Origin of the sequence: Vibrio sp. Vb1337, from assembly GCF_033338715.1 — a bacterium.
In the GTDB taxonomy this organism is placed as follows: Bacteria; Pseudomonadota; Gammaproteobacteria; order Enterobacterales; family Vibrionaceae; genus Vibrio; species Vibrio alginolyticus.
The window spans coordinates 1-18,430 of record NZ_JAWOTD010000026.1; the positions used below are offsets into that span (position 1 = coordinate 1).

Annotated in this window: 13 protein-coding genes; 4 read left to right on the forward strand and 9 right to left on the reverse strand. The window is 46.3% G+C overall.

What is annotated here, in order from left to right; translation table 11 throughout:
* The first annotated feature begins 810 nt into the window (after positions 1-810).
* Positions 811-2,382, forward strand: a complete 1,572-nt coding sequence (locus R7E42_RS20905) for an ABC-F family ATP-binding cassette domain-containing protein (protein WP_318072968.1) — start codon at positions 811-813, stop codon at positions 2,380-2,382.
* Positions 2,379-3,536, forward strand: a complete 1,158-nt coding sequence (locus R7E42_RS20910; RefSeq protein WP_318072969.1) for an MFS transporter — start codon at positions 2,379-2,381, stop codon at positions 3,534-3,536. Before R7E42_RS20905 ends, R7E42_RS20910 begins: the two co-directional genes overlap by 4 nt.
* A 74-nt stretch (positions 3,537-3,610) precedes the next feature.
* Here the strand turns inward: R7E42_RS20910 and fis are convergent, their stop codons facing one another.
* The 9 genes from fis to R7E42_RS20955 all read right to left on the reverse strand — a co-directional run bounded on the left by fis (position 3,611) and on the right by R7E42_RS20955 (position 13,405).
* Positions 3,611-3,907: a DNA-binding transcriptional regulator Fis gene (fis, locus tag R7E42_RS20915; protein WP_000462885.1), complete on the reverse strand. Its 297-nt coding sequence runs from the start codon at positions 3,905-3,907 to the stop codon at positions 3,611-3,613.
* Positions 3,908-3,930: 23 nt separating this feature from the next.
* Positions 3,931-4,899 carry a tRNA dihydrouridine synthase DusB gene (gene dusB / locus R7E42_RS20920; protein ID WP_005382505.1) on the reverse strand — a complete coding sequence of 323 codons (969 nt, stop codon included), beginning with the start codon at positions 4,897-4,899 and terminating at the stop codon, positions 3,931-3,933.
* Between the two features lie 139 nt (positions 4,900-5,038).
* A complete protein-coding gene (prmA, locus tag R7E42_RS20925) occupies positions 5,039-5,926 on the reverse strand; it encodes a 50S ribosomal protein L11 methyltransferase (RefSeq protein ID WP_005386351.1) in 888 nt (295 codons plus the stop codon).
* Positions 5,927-6,091: 165 nt separating this feature from the next.
* A complete protein-coding gene (accC, locus tag R7E42_RS20930) occupies positions 6,092-7,435 on the reverse strand; it encodes an acetyl-CoA carboxylase biotin carboxylase subunit (protein ID WP_005382509.1) in 1,344 nt (447 codons plus the stop codon).
* A gap of 14 nt (positions 7,436-7,449) precedes the next feature.
* The gene (accB, locus tag R7E42_RS20935; RefSeq protein WP_005386355.1) at positions 7,450-7,911 is read right to left on the reverse strand and encodes an acetyl-CoA carboxylase biotin carboxyl carrier protein; all 462 of its coding nucleotides are present in this window, start codon (positions 7,909-7,911) and stop codon (positions 7,450-7,452) included.
* Positions 7,912-7,972: 61 nt separating this feature from the next.
* The gene (aroQ, locus tag R7E42_RS20940) at positions 7,973-8,422 is read right to left on the reverse strand and encodes a type II 3-dehydroquinate dehydratase (protein WP_005382360.1); all 450 of its coding nucleotides are present in this window, start codon (positions 8,420-8,422) and stop codon (positions 7,973-7,975) included.
* A gap of 303 nt (positions 8,423-8,725) precedes the next feature.
* The gene (gene acs / locus R7E42_RS20945; protein WP_285400548.1) at positions 8,726-10,678 is read right to left on the reverse strand and encodes an acetate--CoA ligase; all 1,953 of its coding nucleotides are present in this window, start codon (positions 10,676-10,678) and stop codon (positions 8,726-8,728) included.
* Positions 10,679-10,915: 237 nt separating this feature from the next.
* On the reverse strand, positions 10,916-11,545 hold the full coding sequence (locus R7E42_RS20950; RefSeq protein ID WP_025768818.1) for a 3'-5' exonuclease: 630 nt from the start codon (positions 11,543-11,545) through the stop codon (positions 10,916-10,918).
* A gap of 33 nt (positions 11,546-11,578) precedes the next feature.
* Positions 11,579-13,405, reverse strand: a complete 1,827-nt coding sequence (locus R7E42_RS20955; RefSeq protein ID WP_258515048.1) for a DUF294 nucleotidyltransferase-like domain-containing protein — start codon at positions 13,403-13,405, stop codon at positions 11,579-11,581.
* A gap of 233 nt (positions 13,406-13,638) precedes the next feature.
* Between R7E42_RS20955 and R7E42_RS20960 the strand changes: the two genes are divergently transcribed.
* Together R7E42_RS20960 and R7E42_RS20965 are read left to right on the forward strand one after the other, a co-directional pair.
* On the forward strand, positions 13,639-14,826 hold the full coding sequence (locus tag R7E42_RS20960; RefSeq protein WP_005382367.1) for a 3-phenylpropionate MFS transporter: 1,188 nt from the start codon (positions 13,639-13,641) through the stop codon (positions 14,824-14,826).
* A gap of 135 nt (positions 14,827-14,961) precedes the next feature.
* The gene (locus R7E42_RS20965; RefSeq protein WP_318072971.1) at positions 14,962-18,393 is read left to right on the forward strand and encodes a PAS-domain containing protein; all 3,432 of its coding nucleotides are present in this window, start codon (positions 14,962-14,964) and stop codon (positions 18,391-18,393) included.
* The last annotated feature ends 37 nt before the right edge of the window (positions 18,394-18,430 follow it).

The window sequence follows — 18,430 nt, forward strand, 5'->3', positions numbered from 1 at the left end:
CTTTCTAAGCCCTGTCATGAGTGAAGTGGAACGCAGTTTTGTGTGGTTCCTGCAGTCTCGAGCGCTAGTTTTGAGCCCCTGTGCTTAACTTACCAAAGCTTCCTTTATTATTACCTGGAAAATTTATTCAATAGGTTATGTTATTTTCGGGGGAGATTTCTCTGCTTTAGATGTTTTGATTTAGCCATAGGCGCTTATTAATATAAACTCAGCGCATTTAAAACTTTCCAAACATGGATTTTGTTTTGTCGACCTATTTAAGCCAGTGTCTTAAAGTATATTCGCTACTTCTTCCCTCTAACCCTCTCCAACCTTCAAAGCCACCACTACGTACGTATAACGTGAGCGGTATAGGTGCTTTCATAGCTGTGTTTGCTGAGTAAGCAGTTCACCTGGTACATTGACTGAGGAAAAGTCTTCTTTCTGTGGACCTTCGTGTAAGTCACGATAGTTTTAATAATTATCTGGTACTTTTTATTCTAAAGGTGTACGCTTCACATCGAATATTTTTTCAACAGTAAATCATGTTATATCTCTTGTTTAAAAGCTTTGTAAGAAGGCTGAACTCCATGCAAAAAACGCGATGAAGTGTTGCTCGGAGTCTTAAATTAATCTTCATCAGGTGTTTTATGTGTGGGTAGCTTCGCTGAAGTTATACGCAGGAGCTTGTACACCTGATAAAAGAGAAGAGATGGCCGGTGATATTTCATCATCGGCCTTTTTGTATCTGTTAAGCAGCTACAAAGCATTACCCAGTATTGAAATAAGGGCCGGTATTGATCACCGGCCCTTTTTTATTTGGTTGAAAACATGAGTATTTTACAAGTTAAAAATTTGTCTTATCAGATAGCTGATAAGACGTTATACAACAACGTGACCTTTCGTATTAACGTGGGAGAGAAAATAGGTATCACCGGAGCGAATGGTGTTGGAAAAAGCACCTTATTGAAACTGCTTTTCGGTGAATTATCTGCAGATAAGGGCTGCATTGAATGGTTACCAAACCTTGAGGTGGGGTATTTAGAACAACATTTTAAGATCGATAATGTGCTGACAGTTCATGAGTGTTTAAAGGGCTCTTTTGAGAGTTTATACGCTGCAGAGCAAAAGCTTTGGACTTTGTATCATGCGATGACCGAGTCTCACTCTACATCTCTTTTAAGCCAAGTCGCTCGGCTACAGGCATATTTAGAAGATGAAGACTTCTATGCAATTAATACCAAAATTGAACGAGTTGCTGTAGGTCTTGGTATTTATCAATTTGGCTTAGATACACCGCTTATCTCGCTAAGTGGCGGTCAAAGGCACAAAGTCCTTTTAGGCAGGTTGTTACTTCGCAACCCCGATGTGTTAATTCTTGATGAGCCGACAAACTATCTTGATGCTCCGCACATTGAATGGCTAGTCACGTTTCTCAACGATTACACTGGCACTGTTTTACTGGTTTCTCATGACATTGACTTCCTTAATCAAGTAGCAACCAGTATTTGTGATATTGATTATCAAACGGTCCGAAAATACAGCGGCACTTATGTCAAAGCAATGCAGCAAAAGCATCACGACGGTGCTTTGTTAGAAAAGCAATATAAGGCTCAGCAAAATGAAATTCGAAAGTTAGAGCAATGTATTGCCAAAAATGGCGCTGGAGTTAACGCGAGTCTTGCTAAGGGACGCAAGAAAAAACTGGATAAAATCAAACCTATTCAACTGAATAATATAGAAAAAGTATCGATGTTTGACTTTGCTCACCAGCCTATTGGGCAACAGTATGTGATTGACACAAAAGCGTTGATGATAGGTTATCAGCAGCCTCTGCTTCCTGCGCTTGATATCACGTTAGCGCGCGGGGAAAAGTTGGTTGTTGCTGGTTTTAACGGCGTGGGTAAGTCGACCTTACTTAAAACCCTGATGAGGGAGATCGAGCCACTCTCTGGTGAGGTGGTATTGGCAAAAGGTGCAATGATTGGTTATTTTTCTCAAGATTTGTCTTGGTGCCATCCTCAGAACACACCTGAACAGGAGCTGTGCTCTTGTGCGCCAACAATCTCAAGCAAAGAGTCACGCAAGCTATTAGCTCGCTTTGGGATTACGGGGGATAAGACGCAGCGCCACTTAGATACATTGAGCGGTGGTGAGCAAACTCGGGTGAAGTTGTGTTGTTTATCGGTTCAGAAATGCAATGTTTTGCTGTTGGACGAACCAACAACACACTTGGATAGCAGCAGTAAAAATGCGCTTAAAGAGGCTCTCCAGCGCTTTTCCGGTAGCGTGATTGTGGTATCTCATGAGAAGGCATTTTTGCAATCTTGGCCTGATAGAGTTTTAGATATTTCGTTGCTCACTTGTGCTGAATCGGAAACAGAACAGGAGGTGGAGCTATGATGCAGTCCATGATCCTATTTCTCGTTGCTTTTCTTGTTGGTGCTGATGAGTTGATGCTTGGATCTATTCTTGAACCTATCGGAAATGATTTAAGTGTTCAACCGAGTCAGGTGACCTTATTTATTACGGCATATAGTTTAGCCATAGCAATTTTCGCTCCTTACTTGGGCCGTTTATCAGACCGAGCTGGGCGTATTCGTATCATGGTGCCTGCTTGCTTTGTATTTGGGGTTGCGTCTATTACGACGGGCATAGTTCATGATTTTGAACTTGCTATTGCAACTCGTGTGATCACTGGTATTGCAAGTGCAGGCATGTTACCAATTGCATTCGCGTTAGCGGGAGACGCGAAGGGTAATAGAGCGATGTGTCAAATTGTGATGGTTCAGGCGGGATTAACGCTAGGTATGATAACTAGCCCGGCGATCGGAGCATTGTTGACCCAGCTTTTATCATGGCGTGCCGCTTTTATTATTTTGGGCGTGGCGGCTCTTTTTGTCGGTGCCATGAGCGTAGTGTCCATGAACAACAAGCATGATGAGTCCCAAATGTCAGATGCTCTGCCACCTATAACAGGTGTAATTCATGTTCCTGGCGCGTTGAGGGCGATTTTAGCGATGTGTTTAGGTCTAGGGGGAGGTATTGGTGTATTTAACCTGATAGGCCTTCATATTCGAGATACCAGCGATTTGGCGCTCGGTTGGGTGGGCGCTATTTATGCAGCTCTAGGGATCGTGAGTGTGGTTGGAAATATGTGCGTGGCGAGAGCTTCTCGCTGGCTTGGTAGCTCTCGAGCCGTTATGCGAGTGGCTTTAATGGTGTGCATACCTTGCAGTGCATGGGTGTTCTCAAATGAGATGAGTACGGTGACCGCTTATCTTCCAGCTCTAGTGCTCTGGTCTCTTGCTGGAGGGGTAGGCTCTCCGGCGTTACAAGCACATATAGCAAGCTTATCTGATGAACATCGAGGTGTGCTGATGTCTTCTGGAATGAGTATGATGCACTTTGGTGTCGCGATTTGGTCTGCCTTGGCGGGCTTTGCTTATTCTGTAGGTAGTGAATGGGTCGCTGTCGTGGCTTTGTTATTGTTTGGCTCAGCGGTAGTTATATTAAAGCCAGTTGGTAATGCTGAACAAAGTGAGCGTTATTCGTAGTGTTTTAGTAGATAAAGAAAAGCCGTTACCTAAAAAGGTAACGGCTTGTTCCAAATACTTTTTGAAAGCCGGTCTTAGTTCATGCCGTATTTCTTAAGTTTCTTGCGAAGAGTACCGCGGTTGATACCCATCATAGTTGCTGCGCGAGTTTGGTTACCGCGAGTGTACTGCATGATAGTATCTAATAGTGGCTGTTCAACTTCAGCTAGAACTAATTCGTATAGTTCTGTTACTTCCTGGCCGTTTAGTTGAGCAAGGTAGTTTTTAAGAGACGCTTTAACAGAGTCACGTAAAGGCTTCTGAGTAATCTGGTCTTGTGACGTTACTGTAGTTACTGTTAATGCTTCTGAAGTCAGATTTTGTTCGAACATATTCGGTCTAGCTCTTCTCTTAATTATGATGCAACGTTATCAAAATAACCTTCTAACGCCTCAATTTGCAGCGGAGCTGCGTCGATAGCGTTGAAGGTACGGCGAAACTCACTTGCCTGTTCATGCTCTTTCAGGTACCACCCAACGTGCTTGCGCGCGATACGTGGACCTAAGAACTCCCCATAAAACTCATGCAGAGCATTTACATGACCAAGCATAATGGTTTTCACTTCCTCAGTTGGAAGTTCCTCCATTGTGGTGCCGTTTTCCAAATAGTGATGGATTTCCTGGAAAATCCAAGGACGACCCTGGGCAGGGCGTCCAATCATTAAAGCGTCCGCACCGGTGTACTCCAGTACAAATTTGGCTTTCTCCGGGCTATCGATATCACCGTTCGCGATAACCGGAATTGAAATCGCCTCTTTTACCGCTTTAATGCTGTCATATTCGGCCTCACCTTTGTACATACATGCTTTCGTTCTGCCATGCAGAGCAAGAGCTTGTATGCCGCAGTTTTCGGCTAATTTAGCGATCTGGACACAGTTCTTGTTGTCTGTATCCCAGCCAGTTCGAGTCTTTAACGTTACAGGAACGTCCACTGCATTCACGACCGCTTTCAAAATCTCTTCGATAATGTTTGGGTATTGAAGCAGAGCAGAGCCCGCTAGCTTCTTATTCACTTTTTTTGCCGGGCAGCCCATGTTGATGTCGATGATTTGTGCACCGTTCTCAACACTGAATTGAGCTGCGTCCGCCATAAGCTGTGGATCGGAACCCGCAATCTGTACAGAGCGAATGCCCGATTCGCCCTCGTGTACCATGCGCTGTTTCGACTTTGACGTTCCCCATAGTTTTGGGTTAGCAGACATCATTTCACTGACGGCCATTCCCGCACCATAACGAAGACACAACTCGCGAAACGGTCTATCCGTTACACCAGCCATAGGGGCTACGATTAGATTGTTCTTAAGTTGATAGTTTCCGATTTTCAAAACGTCATCACAGTTCTGTACCAGCAAGGGCGCGCATTTTACGCATTTTTTCACTGCGTGAAAAGACTAATATTTGAGCATTTACAAATTGTTTTTGTAAATTGTATGAATTTCAAACAATTAGCTCTGAAAACCTTGTCTAGCCTTGCTTACAACCAGAGATGCGACACCATTCACTTTGTTCAACAATCGGGTCAATGTGAAGCTCGTCACGGTAATAGTTCGCAACATCTTCAGCTTGAGTGTCTAATACGCCGGACATAGCGAGGTCGCCATTTGGCTTAACTAGTCCTTTGATGATAGGTGCAAGTTCACGTAAAGGTCCCGCAAGGATGTTGGCCACAACGACGTCAGCGACGAGACCTTCAGGTTGATTTTGCGGTAAGTAAACTTCTAGTTTGTCTGCAACGCCATTACGCTCAGCATTGTCTTTTGAAGCAAGCAGGGCTTGAGGATCAATGTCGATCCCTATCACTTTTTCAGCGCCCAGTTTGATCGCTGCGATCGCAAGAATACCTGAGCCACAACCGAAGTCGATAACGGTCTTACCGCTTAAGTCCATGCTTTCTAGCCACTCAAGACAAAGTGCTGTTGTAGGGTGAGTACCCGTACCGAATGCAAGGCCTGGATCCAACATAACATTAACAGCGTCAGGATCTGGAATGTCGCGCCAGCTTGGACAAATCCATAGGCGTTCACCAAATTTCATTGGGTGGAAGTTTTCCATCCATTCGCGTTCCCAGTCTTTATCTTCAAGCTGTTCTACTTTGTAAGCAAAATTGTCAGCCAGCATATTGCTCGCTTTAATTTGGTCGATGATGAAGTTAGTGTCTGCTTCTGCATCATACAGTGCCAGAATATCAGTATCGCCCCATAAGCGAGTTTCGCCAGGTAGAGGTTCGAATACAGGTGTATCCTGCGCGTCTAAGAATGTAACAGACAGCGCGCCAGTCTCTTCCATTAGCATATCGCCGATTTGCTCAGCGTTTTCATTGGTCGCGTTGAGTTTGATTTGAATCCAAGGCATTGGTTTTTGCTCTTAAAGTGAATGAAGTGGCGCAGAGTTTACCAGAACTCTACGATTTGTTTGAGTATATACCCAAATAAGCCGATTTATATGTTGAGCCCTTTGCGTACATATAAAACAAAAATGCCCACGGGAGTGGGCATTTTTTAAGACGTTTGCTTAGGCTTATTGTAAGCCAAGCTTCTTCTCTAGGTAGTGGATGTTTGCACCACCGTGTTGGAAGTTTTCGTCATTCATAATGGAGAATTGCAGTGGCACGTTAGTTTTGATGCCTTCGATGATCATCTCACCCAGTGCGTTTTTCATACGTGCAATCGCTACATCACGGTTCTCACCGTAAGTGATCAGTTTACCAATCATTGAATCGTAATGAGGTGGTACTGTGTAGCCTGTGTAGATATGAGATTCCCAACGCACACCCATACCGCCAGGAGCGTGGAAACGCTCGATCTTACCCGGAGATGGTAGGAAGCGCTCAGGGTCTTCTGCGTTGATACGACACTCAATCGCATGGCCACGGATCTTAATATCATCTTGAGTGAATGACAGAGGCTGACCCGCTGCAACACGAAGCTGTTCTTTGATTAGGTCGATGCCAGTAACCATCTCTGTTACTGGGTGCTCTACCTGAATACGAGTGTTCATTTCGATGAAGTAGAACTCACCGTTCTCGTATAGGAATTCAAACGTACCTGCGCCGCGGTAACCGATCTCGATACATGCACGAGTACAGCGTTCACCGATGTACTTACGCATTTCTTCGGTGATACCAGGTGCTGGAGCTTCTTCCACTACTTTTTGGTGACGACGTTGCATTGAACAGTCACGCTCACCAAGGTGGATTGCGCCGCCTTGACCGTCAGCAATAACCTGAACTTCAACGTGACGAGGGTTTTCTAGGAATTTCTCCATGTAAACCATGTCATTGTTGAACGCCGCTTTTGCTTCAGCACGTGTCATTGCAATGGCTTGGATAAGGTCTTTCTCTGCGCGAACAACACGCATACCACGACCGCCGCCGCCGCCAGATGCTTTGATGATTACTGGGTAACCAATGCGCTTAGCAAATGCTTTGTTTTTCTCTTCGTCATTGTCTAGAGGGCCGTCAGAACCCGGTACACAAGGAACGCCTGCTTTCTTCATTGCATTGATAGCAGATACTTTATCGCCCATTAGGCGGATAGTGTCTGCCTTTGGACCAACGAAGATGAAACCACTGCGCTCAACTTGCTCTGCGAAGTCTGCGTTCTCAGACAGGAAGCCGTAACCTGGGTGGATAGCCACAGCACCAGTCACTTCTGCTGCAGAAATGATGCGTGGAATGTTTAGGTAGCTGTCGATACCACGAGCAGGGCCGATACATACGGTTTCGTCTGCGAGTAGTACGTGCTTAAGATCGCGGTCCGCTGTTGAGTGAACAGCGACGGTCTTAATACCTAATTCTTTACAAGCGCGAAGAATACGAAGTGCAATTTCACCTCGGTTCGCGATGACTACTTTGTCTAGCATAAGGCAAGCCCCGCTTATTCGATTACAACAAGAGGTTGGTCGAATTCAACTGGTTGGCCGTCTTCAGCTAGGATTGCTGTAACAACGCCAGATTTGTCCGCTTCGATTTGGTTCATCATTTTCATTGCTTCAACAATACATAGAGTATCGCCAGCATTTACTTTCTGACCCACTTCTACGAATGCTTTAGAGTCTGGGCTTGGAGAGCGGTAGAAAGTACCAACCATTGGAGAAAGAACTTGGTGACCTGCAGGTGTTGCTGCTGGAGCTTCTGCTGCTGGCGCTTCCGCTACTGGTGCCGCTGCTACTGGAGCAGGTGCCGCCGCTGGAGCTGCTGCGTAGTGAATTGGTGCTTGAGGGGCTGCAGTGCCATGACGGCTGATGCGCACTGACTCTTCACCTTCAGAGATCTCTAGCTCAGCAATGCCAGACTCTTCAACTAACTCAATTAGCTTCTTGATTTTACGAATATCCATCTTTTCTTTCTCTTTTATCTTGTGATTAAGACAACCCTCGTAGGGTTGCAGAGTGTTAGGGTTACTTTGCCTGTAGCTTATTGATCGCTGCAGACAGAGCAAATTCATAACCTTGTGCGCCTAAACCGCAAATCACACCCTCTGCTTTATCTGACAGATAAGAGTGATGACGGAATGGTTCACGTGCGTGCACATTTGATAAGTGCACCTCAATAAATGGGATGGCGACGCCAAGTAATGCATCTCGCAGCGCCACACTAGTATGAGTGAAAGCCGCTGGATTGATGATGATGAAGTCAATCTTGCCATAGGCAGCGTGAATGGCTTCAATCAGTTCGTACTCACGATTTGATTGTAGGTGTTCCAGTTCTACCCCAGCGTTATGGGCTTGCTCTGTAAGAGTATCCACAACTTGAGCTAAGGTACTGTGACCATAGTGTGTCGGTTCGCGCAGACCCAATAGATTAAGATTTGGTCCGTTTAGAACAAGAATCCGTGACTTTGCAGACATTGTGTTGCTATCTTCCCTTATCGTGAGTGGAACGTTTATATTCCCAAATATACGATAGTTCAGCACGATTTTTTTGTTAAAACCGAGCAAATTTTAAAAAATCGACCAAGATTATAGCTAATTCATAGCAATTAGCAGCAATTTACTGGTCTAATCTCCTAATAGCCACTCTCGTTTCTGTAACCAAGTTAACAAAAACAACATAATTGCCATATTTTTTGTGTGGCCAATTTGTGCACTAAAGCAAAAAACCGCCATGAGTGATGGCGGTTTTTAAAGTGCTTTTAAAACAGTTGGTTGAATTTATGCCAATTCTGCTTTCTCTGCGATAAGCTTGTCTACCACGCTCGGATCGGCAAGCGTTGACGTGTCTCCGAGGTTGCTTGTATCGCCCGTTGCAATCTTACGCAGGATTCGACGCATTATCTTACCAGAACGAGTCTTCGGTAAGGAATCCGTCCAGTGCAGTACATCTGGTGTTGCAATTGGACCAATTTCTTTACGCACCCAATCTTTCACTTCTTTGTGTAGCTCTGCTGACGGGAATTCACCATCGTTCAAGGTAATGTAAGCGTAGATAGCTTGGCCTTTGATATCATGCGGAATGCCCACAATAGCGGCCTCAGCAATTTTATGATGTGCGACAAGAGCCGATTCTATTTCAGCGGTACCCATGCGGTGACCCGACACGTTTAGTACGTCATCAACACGGCCCGTGATCCAGTAGTAACCGTCTTCGTCACGACGAGCCCCATCACTAGTAAAGTACATTCCCTTGAAGGTTGAGAAGTAGGTCTGTTCAAAGCGCTCGTGGTCGCCATAAACAGTACGCATCTGACCTGGCCATGAATCAAGGATCACCAAGTTACCTTCTGCTGCGGTTTCTTCAATGATGTTGCCCATGTTATCAACCAGTGCAGGTTGGACTCCGAAGAATGGTCGAGTTGCTGAGCCTGGTTTTAAATCTGTTGCACCTGGTAGTGGTGCAATTAAGATACCGCCGGTCTCTGTTTGCCACCAAGTATCAACGATAGGCGAGCTCTCGTTACCAATCGTTTTGTAGTACCACTCCCACGCTTCAGGGTTGATAGGCTCACCTACTGAACCCATCACACGTAAGCTTGAACGAGATGTCCCTGCTACCGCTTCGTTACCTTTTGCCATTAGTGCACGAATAGCGGTTGGCGCAGTGTAGAGAATGTTCACTTGGTGCTTATCAACCACTTCACTCATACGAGCCGTGCTTGGGTAGTTTGGAACACCTTCAAACAGAATGGTTTTGGCCCCGTTCGCTAGTGGACCATAAATTAGGTAAGTATGGCCTGTAATCCAGCCCACATCCGCGGTACACCAGAAGGTTTCACCTGGTTGATAATCGAAGACATATTTAAAGGTCATTGCCGCGTAGACGAGGTAACCGCCTGTAGTATGTAGTACGCCTTTAGGTTTACCTGTCGAGCCAGATGTGTAGAGGATGAACAGCGGGTCTTCGGCTTTCATCTCTTCTGGTGGGCAAACGTCAGAAACGTTGGCTGTTGCTTCGTGCCACCAAACATCACGGTGTTCATGCCATTCAACATCACCACCTGTACGTTTAAGCACGACGACTTTATTGATGGTTTTTACGTCTGGGTTGGTTAGTGCTTCATCCACGTTCTTTTTCAGTGGAACAGCGCGTCCGCCACGTACGCCTTCGTCTGAGGTGATCACGACTTTAGCGTCAGAGTCGATGATACGGCCGGATAGTGCTTCTGGTGAGAAACCGCCAAATACTACGGTGTGAACCGCACCAATACGGGTACAAGCGAGCATAGCCACAGCGGCTTCTGGCACCATTGGCATGTATAGACACACCACGTCTCCCTTGCGTACGCCTTGCTCTTTCAATGCGTTGGAGAATTTACACACTTCTTTGTGCAGTTCGTTGAAAGTGAGTGTTTTGTCGTCGGCTGGATCATCGCCTTCCCAAATGATGGCGACGTCGTCCCCGTGTTCTGCAAGATGACGGTCAATACAGTTAGCCGAGACGTTCAGTGTGCCATCTTCAAACCAGCGAATATCAACATGGCCAGTGTCGAAAGAAGTGCTTTTTACTTTGGTGAAAGGTTTGATCCAATCAACGATTTTGCCGTGTTCGTTCCAGAAGCCCTCTGGATCGGTTACCGACTGCTGATACATGGCTAAGTAAGTATCATTATCCGCGTGTGTATGAGTTTTAATATTTTCTTTTACCGGATAAACGTGGGCTTCGCTCATGGCTTCTCTCCTTGTGCCTTATTTCTCGGCCTTACACCAATCTAGATAAGATTTTGAATATATTTTTGTAGGGCTGTTTTTTGGTTCTAAATAACTTGGTCGTGGTAATGACGACGTTGTGCTTATAACTGTCAGTCACCGCGCGTATTTCCACAATTAGACTTTAGGATGAGAGTGATAGAAGCGCCGGGAAATCGCTGAAACAAAAGTATTTCTGGGAGCTAGGTCAACTGATTTTTATGTATACGGTGCGGTTAGGTTGGGTAAATCGCCTTTCGTTAAGCGGACAAAGACCAAAGCGGCAGAAATCGCGTCTTGCAAGGCGTCGTGTTTGTCTTGGATAGGAAGTTCGAGGTGTTTACAAATGGCATCCAGACTTAAGTCGAAGTAGGCATTCGGCAAATGTCGTTCCAACTTATCGTGATAAATCTGACTGACCTCGATGAGTGGGTTAGGAAGTGGGAAGCCAAGTTGCCGCAGACAAGCAAGGTCTAAGATCTTTTTATCGTAACGAATGTGATAGCCCACAAGTGGTCGGTTGCCGATAAAGTCGAGCAGCTCGAGCAGCGCCTCTTTTTCACTGATGCCATCGACTAAGTCTTGGTGGCGAATTCGATGGATCTTGACCGAGCCTGAGTCGAGCGATTGCGGCGCGCGTAAGCGGACTTCAAATGGTTGACTGGTGATGATGCGGTTGTCGATGATCTTGGTGGCTGCAATAGTCACCAGCTCGGCGCGATTTGGGTCAAGGCTGGTGGTTTCGCAGTCAAGAGAGACGTATTCTGTTTTATCTGGCGTGCAAAACAGCGACTGATAAGGCGAACCTTTCAATTTGTAGTACCAGTATTTGCGTTGTAACCAGTTCATTGCTTACGCCTCTGTGATTTATGAAAATCAGGGTTAATCACGAATTTGATAATGGAAGCCTAAAAATTGCTTAAATTTCTTCACCACATGTAAGCCGTGGCGAAGCAAATCACGCTCAGTTCTATCCAGTTGTTTAATATCAATGTTATTCAACGCTTCTTGCTTTTTGAGTTGCTGATTAAGGCGAAGTTTAAAGAACAATTTTAGTGCTTCGTTGAGATTATCTGCTGTTTCGGGTTCTAAGATGCGCTTATTTCTCAGAGCTTCAATGCGTTCAAACGTGTTCTTCTCTTCAATGGCATACTCCAAAGACAAGGCGCGAATGCCGTGTACAATTGGGAAAATACCGCCGCGTTTAATGTCCAATCCGTCTTTAGCACTTTTTACGTTGCCAAATAGAGTTAGGGGCACCGAAAACTGCAAGGCAGGGCGAGTAAAGTCAGACAATATCAACATGCGATCTTTCATTGTGTCACGAAGATGCGCCGCAATTGGAGCCAGCAGCTCGCAATTCCCAGCAACAGCATGGGCGTCACTGAAAATGGCTAAGTCCATGATTTGTTGTGGTTCGGCTTTAGCTATCCAGTGGTTTAGGGTGCTTATCCATTCTTGCTGTGTTTTGACCCATTTCGGGTTGTTAACCATCACTTTACCAGGGCAAAGTGGATAACCGAGCTGTTGTAGGGTGTGTGTGAAGGATTGCATCACTTGTTCGCAATGAGGCCATTCCAGACCATCTTGAATAATCAGGGCATTGTCTTGATCGGTTTTGAGAATTTGCTCTCCTCGGCCTTCAGAGCCGAGTACGATCAAGCAACAATGGTCGTGCAAGGCTGGTGGTATTACTAACTCGAACGCTTTCTCGATAATTTGCTCGTTTACGGCTGAGATCAGCTCCATGATGAAGCGAGTGCGGATGCCGTTTTTCAATAAGCTCTCGACCAATTGACGTTGGCGGTTTGAGGCCAAAGCGAGCTCTTCCACGCTGCTTGCTCGAGCAATACTGAGCGTTAACACGTGAGAGTGGGTTGAGAACGCGCTAAGAATTTGGGTCATATCCAGCATGCCAACGGCTCTGTTACCTTCACATACCATGAGGCGTTTCATTCTGTTTCTGGTCATTGTGATCATGGCGTTGAATAGAAAGTCACCATCATCAACGTGATAAACAGGAAAGCTCGCGATCTCACCCACTGGTGTGTCGAGCGCGCAACCATCCAACATCACAGAATGCAGCATATTAGTACGAGTCACTATTGCGTACGGGTGGGCTGATGGCCATTTTTCCAATCGTGGATCATCGCCATGGAGTTGAACCAATGCAGCGTCAATCCCATTTTCTTTTAAGGAACGTGTTACCTCGTTAATTGGTGTATTTGGTTCGAGGATCATCGGTGGGTGATAAATGCTGCGGTCAACTTTAGTGAGAATAAACTCCGCTAAGTTTTGCTGTTGATGGGCCGCTTCGATGAGCTCTTGCCGTTTCGATAAATTGTTATCGAAATAGGCTGCAAACTGGCCATTTTCGTTGTAAAGGGCAAGGAAAATTTCTTTCGGCAGTAGGTAAGAGAGCGTGTCCTCAAGCGCGATGTAGTGATGACGTACCTTGTCTTCAAGTAACGAGCGTACATCGAACATATCGTCGTTGGCATAATGTGCGAACACTTCCTGTTGATCGTTGGAGCGCTCTTCTACCGCGCCTTTGATCAGAATATGTAAGTGGGGGTTCTTCTGTCCGCAGGATAAAATAACATCTCGAGCTCGATAGTAGGCGACGTCCAGAGACGATCGCAGTCGCGTTTGTTGTGCTTCAGTTAAGCGATCGAACGGTGGAGATTGCATGTTAAATTTGTCAGGCATGAGAACACCCAATAATGATGGAAGGAACACTCTCTAAGTCTGACAAATTTCTTACCGGAAGCCAGACGACTTTGGTCTAAATTACGATGTTTTCGCTTGAAGATGCCAAATGTCGCAAAGTTAGTATTCCATCGAGGAAACGATAAGTTTCTTATTCTTCCCTTTTTATAATACGCATGGCGATCCATAATTCCCGGCTCGAACGTTGGTGTTCCCGTTTTAGGATATTTGTAATGTTGAAACCTTCTCCGTATGGCTGGATTTCCCAGTACTTTCTCGGATTCTTCTTTGCGTATGGCGTGTATCTGCCATTTTGGTCACTTTGGTTTAAGGATCAGGGCGTATCTTCGACAGATATCGGTTTGCTGGTCGGGTTAGGCCTTGCGACACGTTGTGTTGCCAATATCGTGATCACCCCACGAGTACACAAAGTCGAACATCTTATGCCTGCTTTACGTTGGTTGAGTTTCGCTGCCCTCCTTTTTGTTGGATTTCACTTTTTTACGGGTGGTAGCTTTTGGTTAATGGCACTAGCGACAGTGTTGTTCAATCTTTGTTGTGGACCGATTATTCCGTTGTCGGACGCGATGGCAAATTACTACGCTCGCCTGAAAATGCTCGATTATGGCCGCACGCGGCTATGGGGTTCGATCGCCTTTATCGCAGGCTCGACGGCAGTGGGCTACCTGGTGGCTGAATTTGGCTCCGATATGATCTTGTACACTGCGATGTTCGGCGTGTTTATCTCGTTGCTGTTTGCTATGCGACCGACTAACCCAATGCCTGTAACGCACGGTGGGCAAAGCGCAGAACGTCCAAAGCTGACCGCTCTTTTGACCGACAAGCCGATACTAAAATTCTTAGTGTTGGTGTCACTAATTCAGGGCAGTCATGCGGCTTACTACGGCTTTAGTGCGATTCACTGGAAGGCCGCTGGTCACTCGGAAGATGTCATTGGCTACTTATGGAGCTTGGGGGTGGCCGCAGAAGTGGCAGTGTTTGCACTGAGTAAGCGTTTATTCGTAGGTTGGTCAATACGCGCGCTGTTTATTGCTGCTGCCGTTGGTGTAATGATGCGTTGGGGTATTACGGCGTCGACAACATCAATTATTGCTTTGGTGATTGTTCAACTATTGCATGGTGTGACTTTCGCTACCGCACACATTGCCGCGATCCAATATATCCAAAACTCCGAAGAAAATAAGATCGTAGCGTTGCAAGCGTTGTATAACGCGATTCCGTTGGGCGCATTTATCGCGTTAATGACCGTATTGAGTGGCTGGGGTTATGAGCACTGGGGACCGCTTGTGTTCTGGGGCATGGCCGCGATGGGGTTATTGGCTCTGTTCATCAAGCTTGATTCGCAAGACCCACATCAGGTGGTTGATGTATCAGACAAGCCACTTGAAACACAGAATTAGACTTATGTAACAAAGGTTAAAAACTAAGCTTTGTCTCCGTTATCAAAGCAGTGTTAAATGAAACCTCTCCCTCATGGAGAGGTTTTTTTATTCTCTTGCTTTAAAAGTAGCAAGAAAGGCAAGAAAGGATATCGGATGCAAGGATGGCTGGTGGTTCCCGTTTCTTTAGCGTATTTGGGAGCTTTATTTATCATCGCGTGGTACGGCGACATTCAGAAAAGGTGGCTAGCGCGCTGGCGGCCTTGGATTTATAGCCTTTCCATTGCGGTGTACTGTACATCGTGGACCTTCTACGGCACGGTCGGGCAGGCCAGCAGTAATCCTTGGTCTTTCTTACCCATCTATATTGCTCCCATTTTAGTGTTTACCATCGGATGGCGCGTTTTAGCTCGGCTTATTTTGATTGCTAAACGGGAACACATCACGTCGATTGCTGACTTTATCGGAGCACGCTACGGTAAATCCCAAGGTTTGGCCGTGGTTGTTACGCTCATAGCGGTTGCGGGAATTTTGCCGTACATCGCTTTACAGCTGCGTGGTATCACTATGGGGCTTGAAATTATTGCTCCGGAGCTGGCTACTGATTTTGGTTATCAAAACGATAGCGTGTCGTGGTTTGTTGTGGTCGCATTGGCGATTTTTACGATGCTATTCGGTACCCGCCACATTGATAACACGGAACACCATCGTGGGATGATGATGGCAATTGCCTTCGAATCCATTATCAAACTGCTGGCTTTTTTAGTGGTTGGTGTCTTCATTGTTTGGTTGGCGATGAACACCGAGAGTTTGAGCTTACTTGATGTTGCCGCACAGACGTATCAGTCACCAAATATCCCGACTATATTGATTCATACTGTACTCACCATGCTGGCGATCGTTTGCCTTCCGCGACAATTCCATACGATGGTGGTGGAAAATGAACGTGCTCAAGATTTGCATGTGGCTCGCTGGTTGTTCCCCATTTATCTGATCTTAATGGGGATTTTTGTTTTACCTATTGCGTGGGTAGGACAAGGCCTCTTGAGTGGCGCTTCGCCTGATACTTATGTCATCAGTGTGCCGATGTCGGTAGGGGCGAGTGAAATCGCTTTGCTTGCGTTTCTAGGCGGTACTTCAGCGGCAAGCGGCATGGTTATCGTATCGACGATTGCCTTAGCGATCATGGTCTCGAACGACTTGGTTATGCCATTGCTATTGCGTCGCATGCGACTGACGCAGCGTAACCATCACCATTTTTCTGAATTATTACTGCGGATCCGTCGTGGTTTGATTTTAGTTTTGTTGATTGGCGCGTGGTGTTTCTATCAAGCGTTGGACACCATTCATTCACTTTCTGCTATCGGCTTTCTCTCGTTCGCGGCTATCACGCAATTTGCTCCTGCGCTGGTTGGCGGTATGTATTGGCGTCAAGGGAATAAGAAAGGTGTGTATGTTGGCCTCGCGGTGGGTTTTGCTACCTGGTTGATTACGTTAATGAGCCAAACAGACATGCTTGCCGGAGACGCCAGTAATAACTTCCTGATCTGGTTGATTACGCCACCAGAGGTATTGGCTAGTTTTGATATCGCGATTTCAGATTGGGGGATGATCCTCAGTGTGGTCGCTAATGCAGTGTGTTTTGTTGTGGTTTCTATGGCTACCCGACCAAGCCTAAGTGAGCGCTTACAATCGGCATCATTCGTTGGTACACCGCTGCCTGAAAGCGAAAATATGAGCCTGTACCAGAGCCGCGTTACGGTTGCGGAACTGGAAATGCTAGCGTCCAGATTTGTCGGACGAACGCGAGTTAAAGCGGCGTTTCAAGCCTACTGGAGCCAGCAACGAGAAGAGTTAATGCCGAATCAGCAAGCGCCATCTTCTCTGATTCGGCATACGGAGCGTGTGCTAGCAGGGGTATTTGGTGCATCTTCTGCTAAGTTAGTACTTACTTCCGCTCTGCAAGGAAGAAACATGCAGCTTGAAGAGGTGGCGACTATCGTCGATGAAGCCTCTGAACTGTACGATTTTAGTCGGGGTTTACTCCAAGGCGCGATTGAGCATATTGGACAAGGTATTGCGGTCGTCGATAAGCAACTACGCTTGGTAGCGTGGAACCAACGCTATTTAGAACTCTTTGAATTTCCGCCAGGCCTGATTCAAGTAGGTCGACCGATTGCGGATGTGATTCGGCACAATGCAGAGCAGGGGTTGTGTGGCCCTGGTGACCCTGATGACCACGTCCGTCGCCGTGTTTATCACCTTGAGCAAGGGACTCGGCACACCTCTTCTCGGGTTCGTCCCGATGGTCGCGTGATAGAGGTGCAAGGTAACCCAATGCCAGGTGGTGGCTTTGTGATGAGCTTTACCGACATCACCGTATTCCGTGATGCAGAGCAAGCACTGAAAGACGCCAACGAGACATTGGAAGAAAGGGTACGTCTGCGGACTCGAGAATTAGAACAACTTAACAAGCAGCTGGTGGAAGCGACACAGCGCTCGGATTTGGAATCGAAGTCCAAATCACGGTTCTTGGCGGCAGTAAGCCATGACTTGATGCAACCGCTCAACGCGGCGCGTCTATTCGCATCTTCACTATCGGAAGTCGCCAAAGACAGCGAAGCCAAAAAGCTGTCAGCACACATTGAAAGTGCTTTAGAGGCTGCCGAAGACTTAATTGGAGATTTGCTGGATATCTCGCGTTTGGAATCGGGCAAGTTGGAAGTCAACGTGCATGGCTTTGCGTTAAATGATGTGTTATCGAATTTGAATGCTGAGTTTAGTGCGTTAGCCAAACAGCAAGGCATAGAGTTCACCATGATTCCGTCCTCACTCATGGTTAAGTCGGATCCCAAACTGCTGCGCCGTGTGGTGCAAAACTTCCTGACCAATGCGTTTCGTTATAACCCGAATGGCAAAGTCGCACTCGGTGTTCGCCGCGTGAAAGGGCAAGTGCGTATTGATGTATGGGATAATGGAGTGGGGATTGAAGAAGAGAAGCAGCAAGAGATTTTTGAAGAGTTTAATCGCGGAACTCAAGTTCGTTCCGACCAAGGTCTCGGACTTGGTTTGGCGATTTCGAAAGGAATTGCTCAGGTACTTGGGCATGAAATTTCGATGCGCTCTTGGGTTGGAAAAGGCAGTGTTTTTTCCATCACCCTAGATAAAGCTGATCATGTTCAGCCTCATCCAGTTCACGTGGCGATGAATAAGCAATCTGAACTTGGTCATCTGAGAATCCTTTGTGTCGATAATGAGCCTGACATTCTAGTCGGCATGGAAAACTTACTTTCCCGATGGGGTTGCGATACACGAGTTGCGATTGATTTAGTTGAAAGTCTACAAGCGCTTGAGGATGGTTGGATTCCGGATGTAATTTTCTCCGATTACCGACTTGATGATGGTCGTACTGGTTTAGAAGTGCTACAGCAATGCCGCCTGAGATTAGGCCACAGCTTTGAAGGCGTCATCATCAGTGCAGATCGTACCGATGATATGCTTGATGGCATCAAAGCAAATGGGTTCAGCTTTATTGCTAAGCCAGTTAAGCCGCTTAAGCTGCGTTCGGTGCTCAATCGAGTCGCTTAGGATTGGAGTGTTTGAAAAATCGCTATAAAAGAGACCT

Excerpts from the sequence above, each read along its gene's own strand:
- acs (WP_285400548.1), bottom strand. The coding sequence starts at position 10,678 with ATGAGCGAAGCCCACGTTTATCCGGTAAAAGAAAATATTAAAACTCAT.
- fis (WP_000462885.1), bottom strand. The coding sequence starts at position 3,907 with ATGTTCGAACAAAATCTGACTTCAGAAGCATTAACAGTAACTACAGTA.
- R7E42_RS20955 (WP_258515048.1), bottom strand. The coding sequence starts at position 13,405 with ATGCCTGACAAATTTAACATGCAATCTCCACCGTTCGATCGCTTAACT.
- prmA (WP_005386351.1), bottom strand. The coding sequence starts at position 5,926 with ATGCCTTGGATTCAAATCAAACTCAACGCGACCAATGAAAACGCTGAG.
- R7E42_RS20905 (WP_318072968.1), top strand. The coding sequence starts at position 811 with ATGAGTATTTTACAAGTTAAAAATTTGTCTTATCAGATAGCTGATAAG.
- R7E42_RS20965 (WP_318072971.1), top strand. The coding sequence starts at position 14,962 with ATGCAAGGATGGCTGGTGGTTCCCGTTTCTTTAGCGTATTTGGGAGCT.
- R7E42_RS20950 (WP_025768818.1), bottom strand. The coding sequence starts at position 11,545 with ATGAACTGGTTACAACGCAAATACTGGTACTACAAATTGAAAGGTTCG.
- accB (WP_005386355.1), bottom strand. The coding sequence starts at position 7,911 with ATGGATATTCGTAAAATCAAGAAGCTAATTGAGTTAGTTGAAGAGTCT.
- accC (WP_005382509.1), bottom strand. The coding sequence starts at position 7,435 with ATGCTAGACAAAGTAGTCATCGCGAACCGAGGTGAAATTGCACTTCGT.
- R7E42_RS20910 (WP_318072969.1), top strand. The coding sequence starts at position 2,379 with ATGATGCAGTCCATGATCCTATTTCTCGTTGCTTTTCTTGTTGGTGCT.
- aroQ (WP_005382360.1), bottom strand. The coding sequence starts at position 8,422 with ATGTCTGCAAAGTCACGGATTCTTGTTCTAAACGGACCAAATCTTAAT.
- R7E42_RS20960 (WP_005382367.1), top strand. The coding sequence starts at position 13,639 with ATGTTGAAACCTTCTCCGTATGGCTGGATTTCCCAGTACTTTCTCGGA.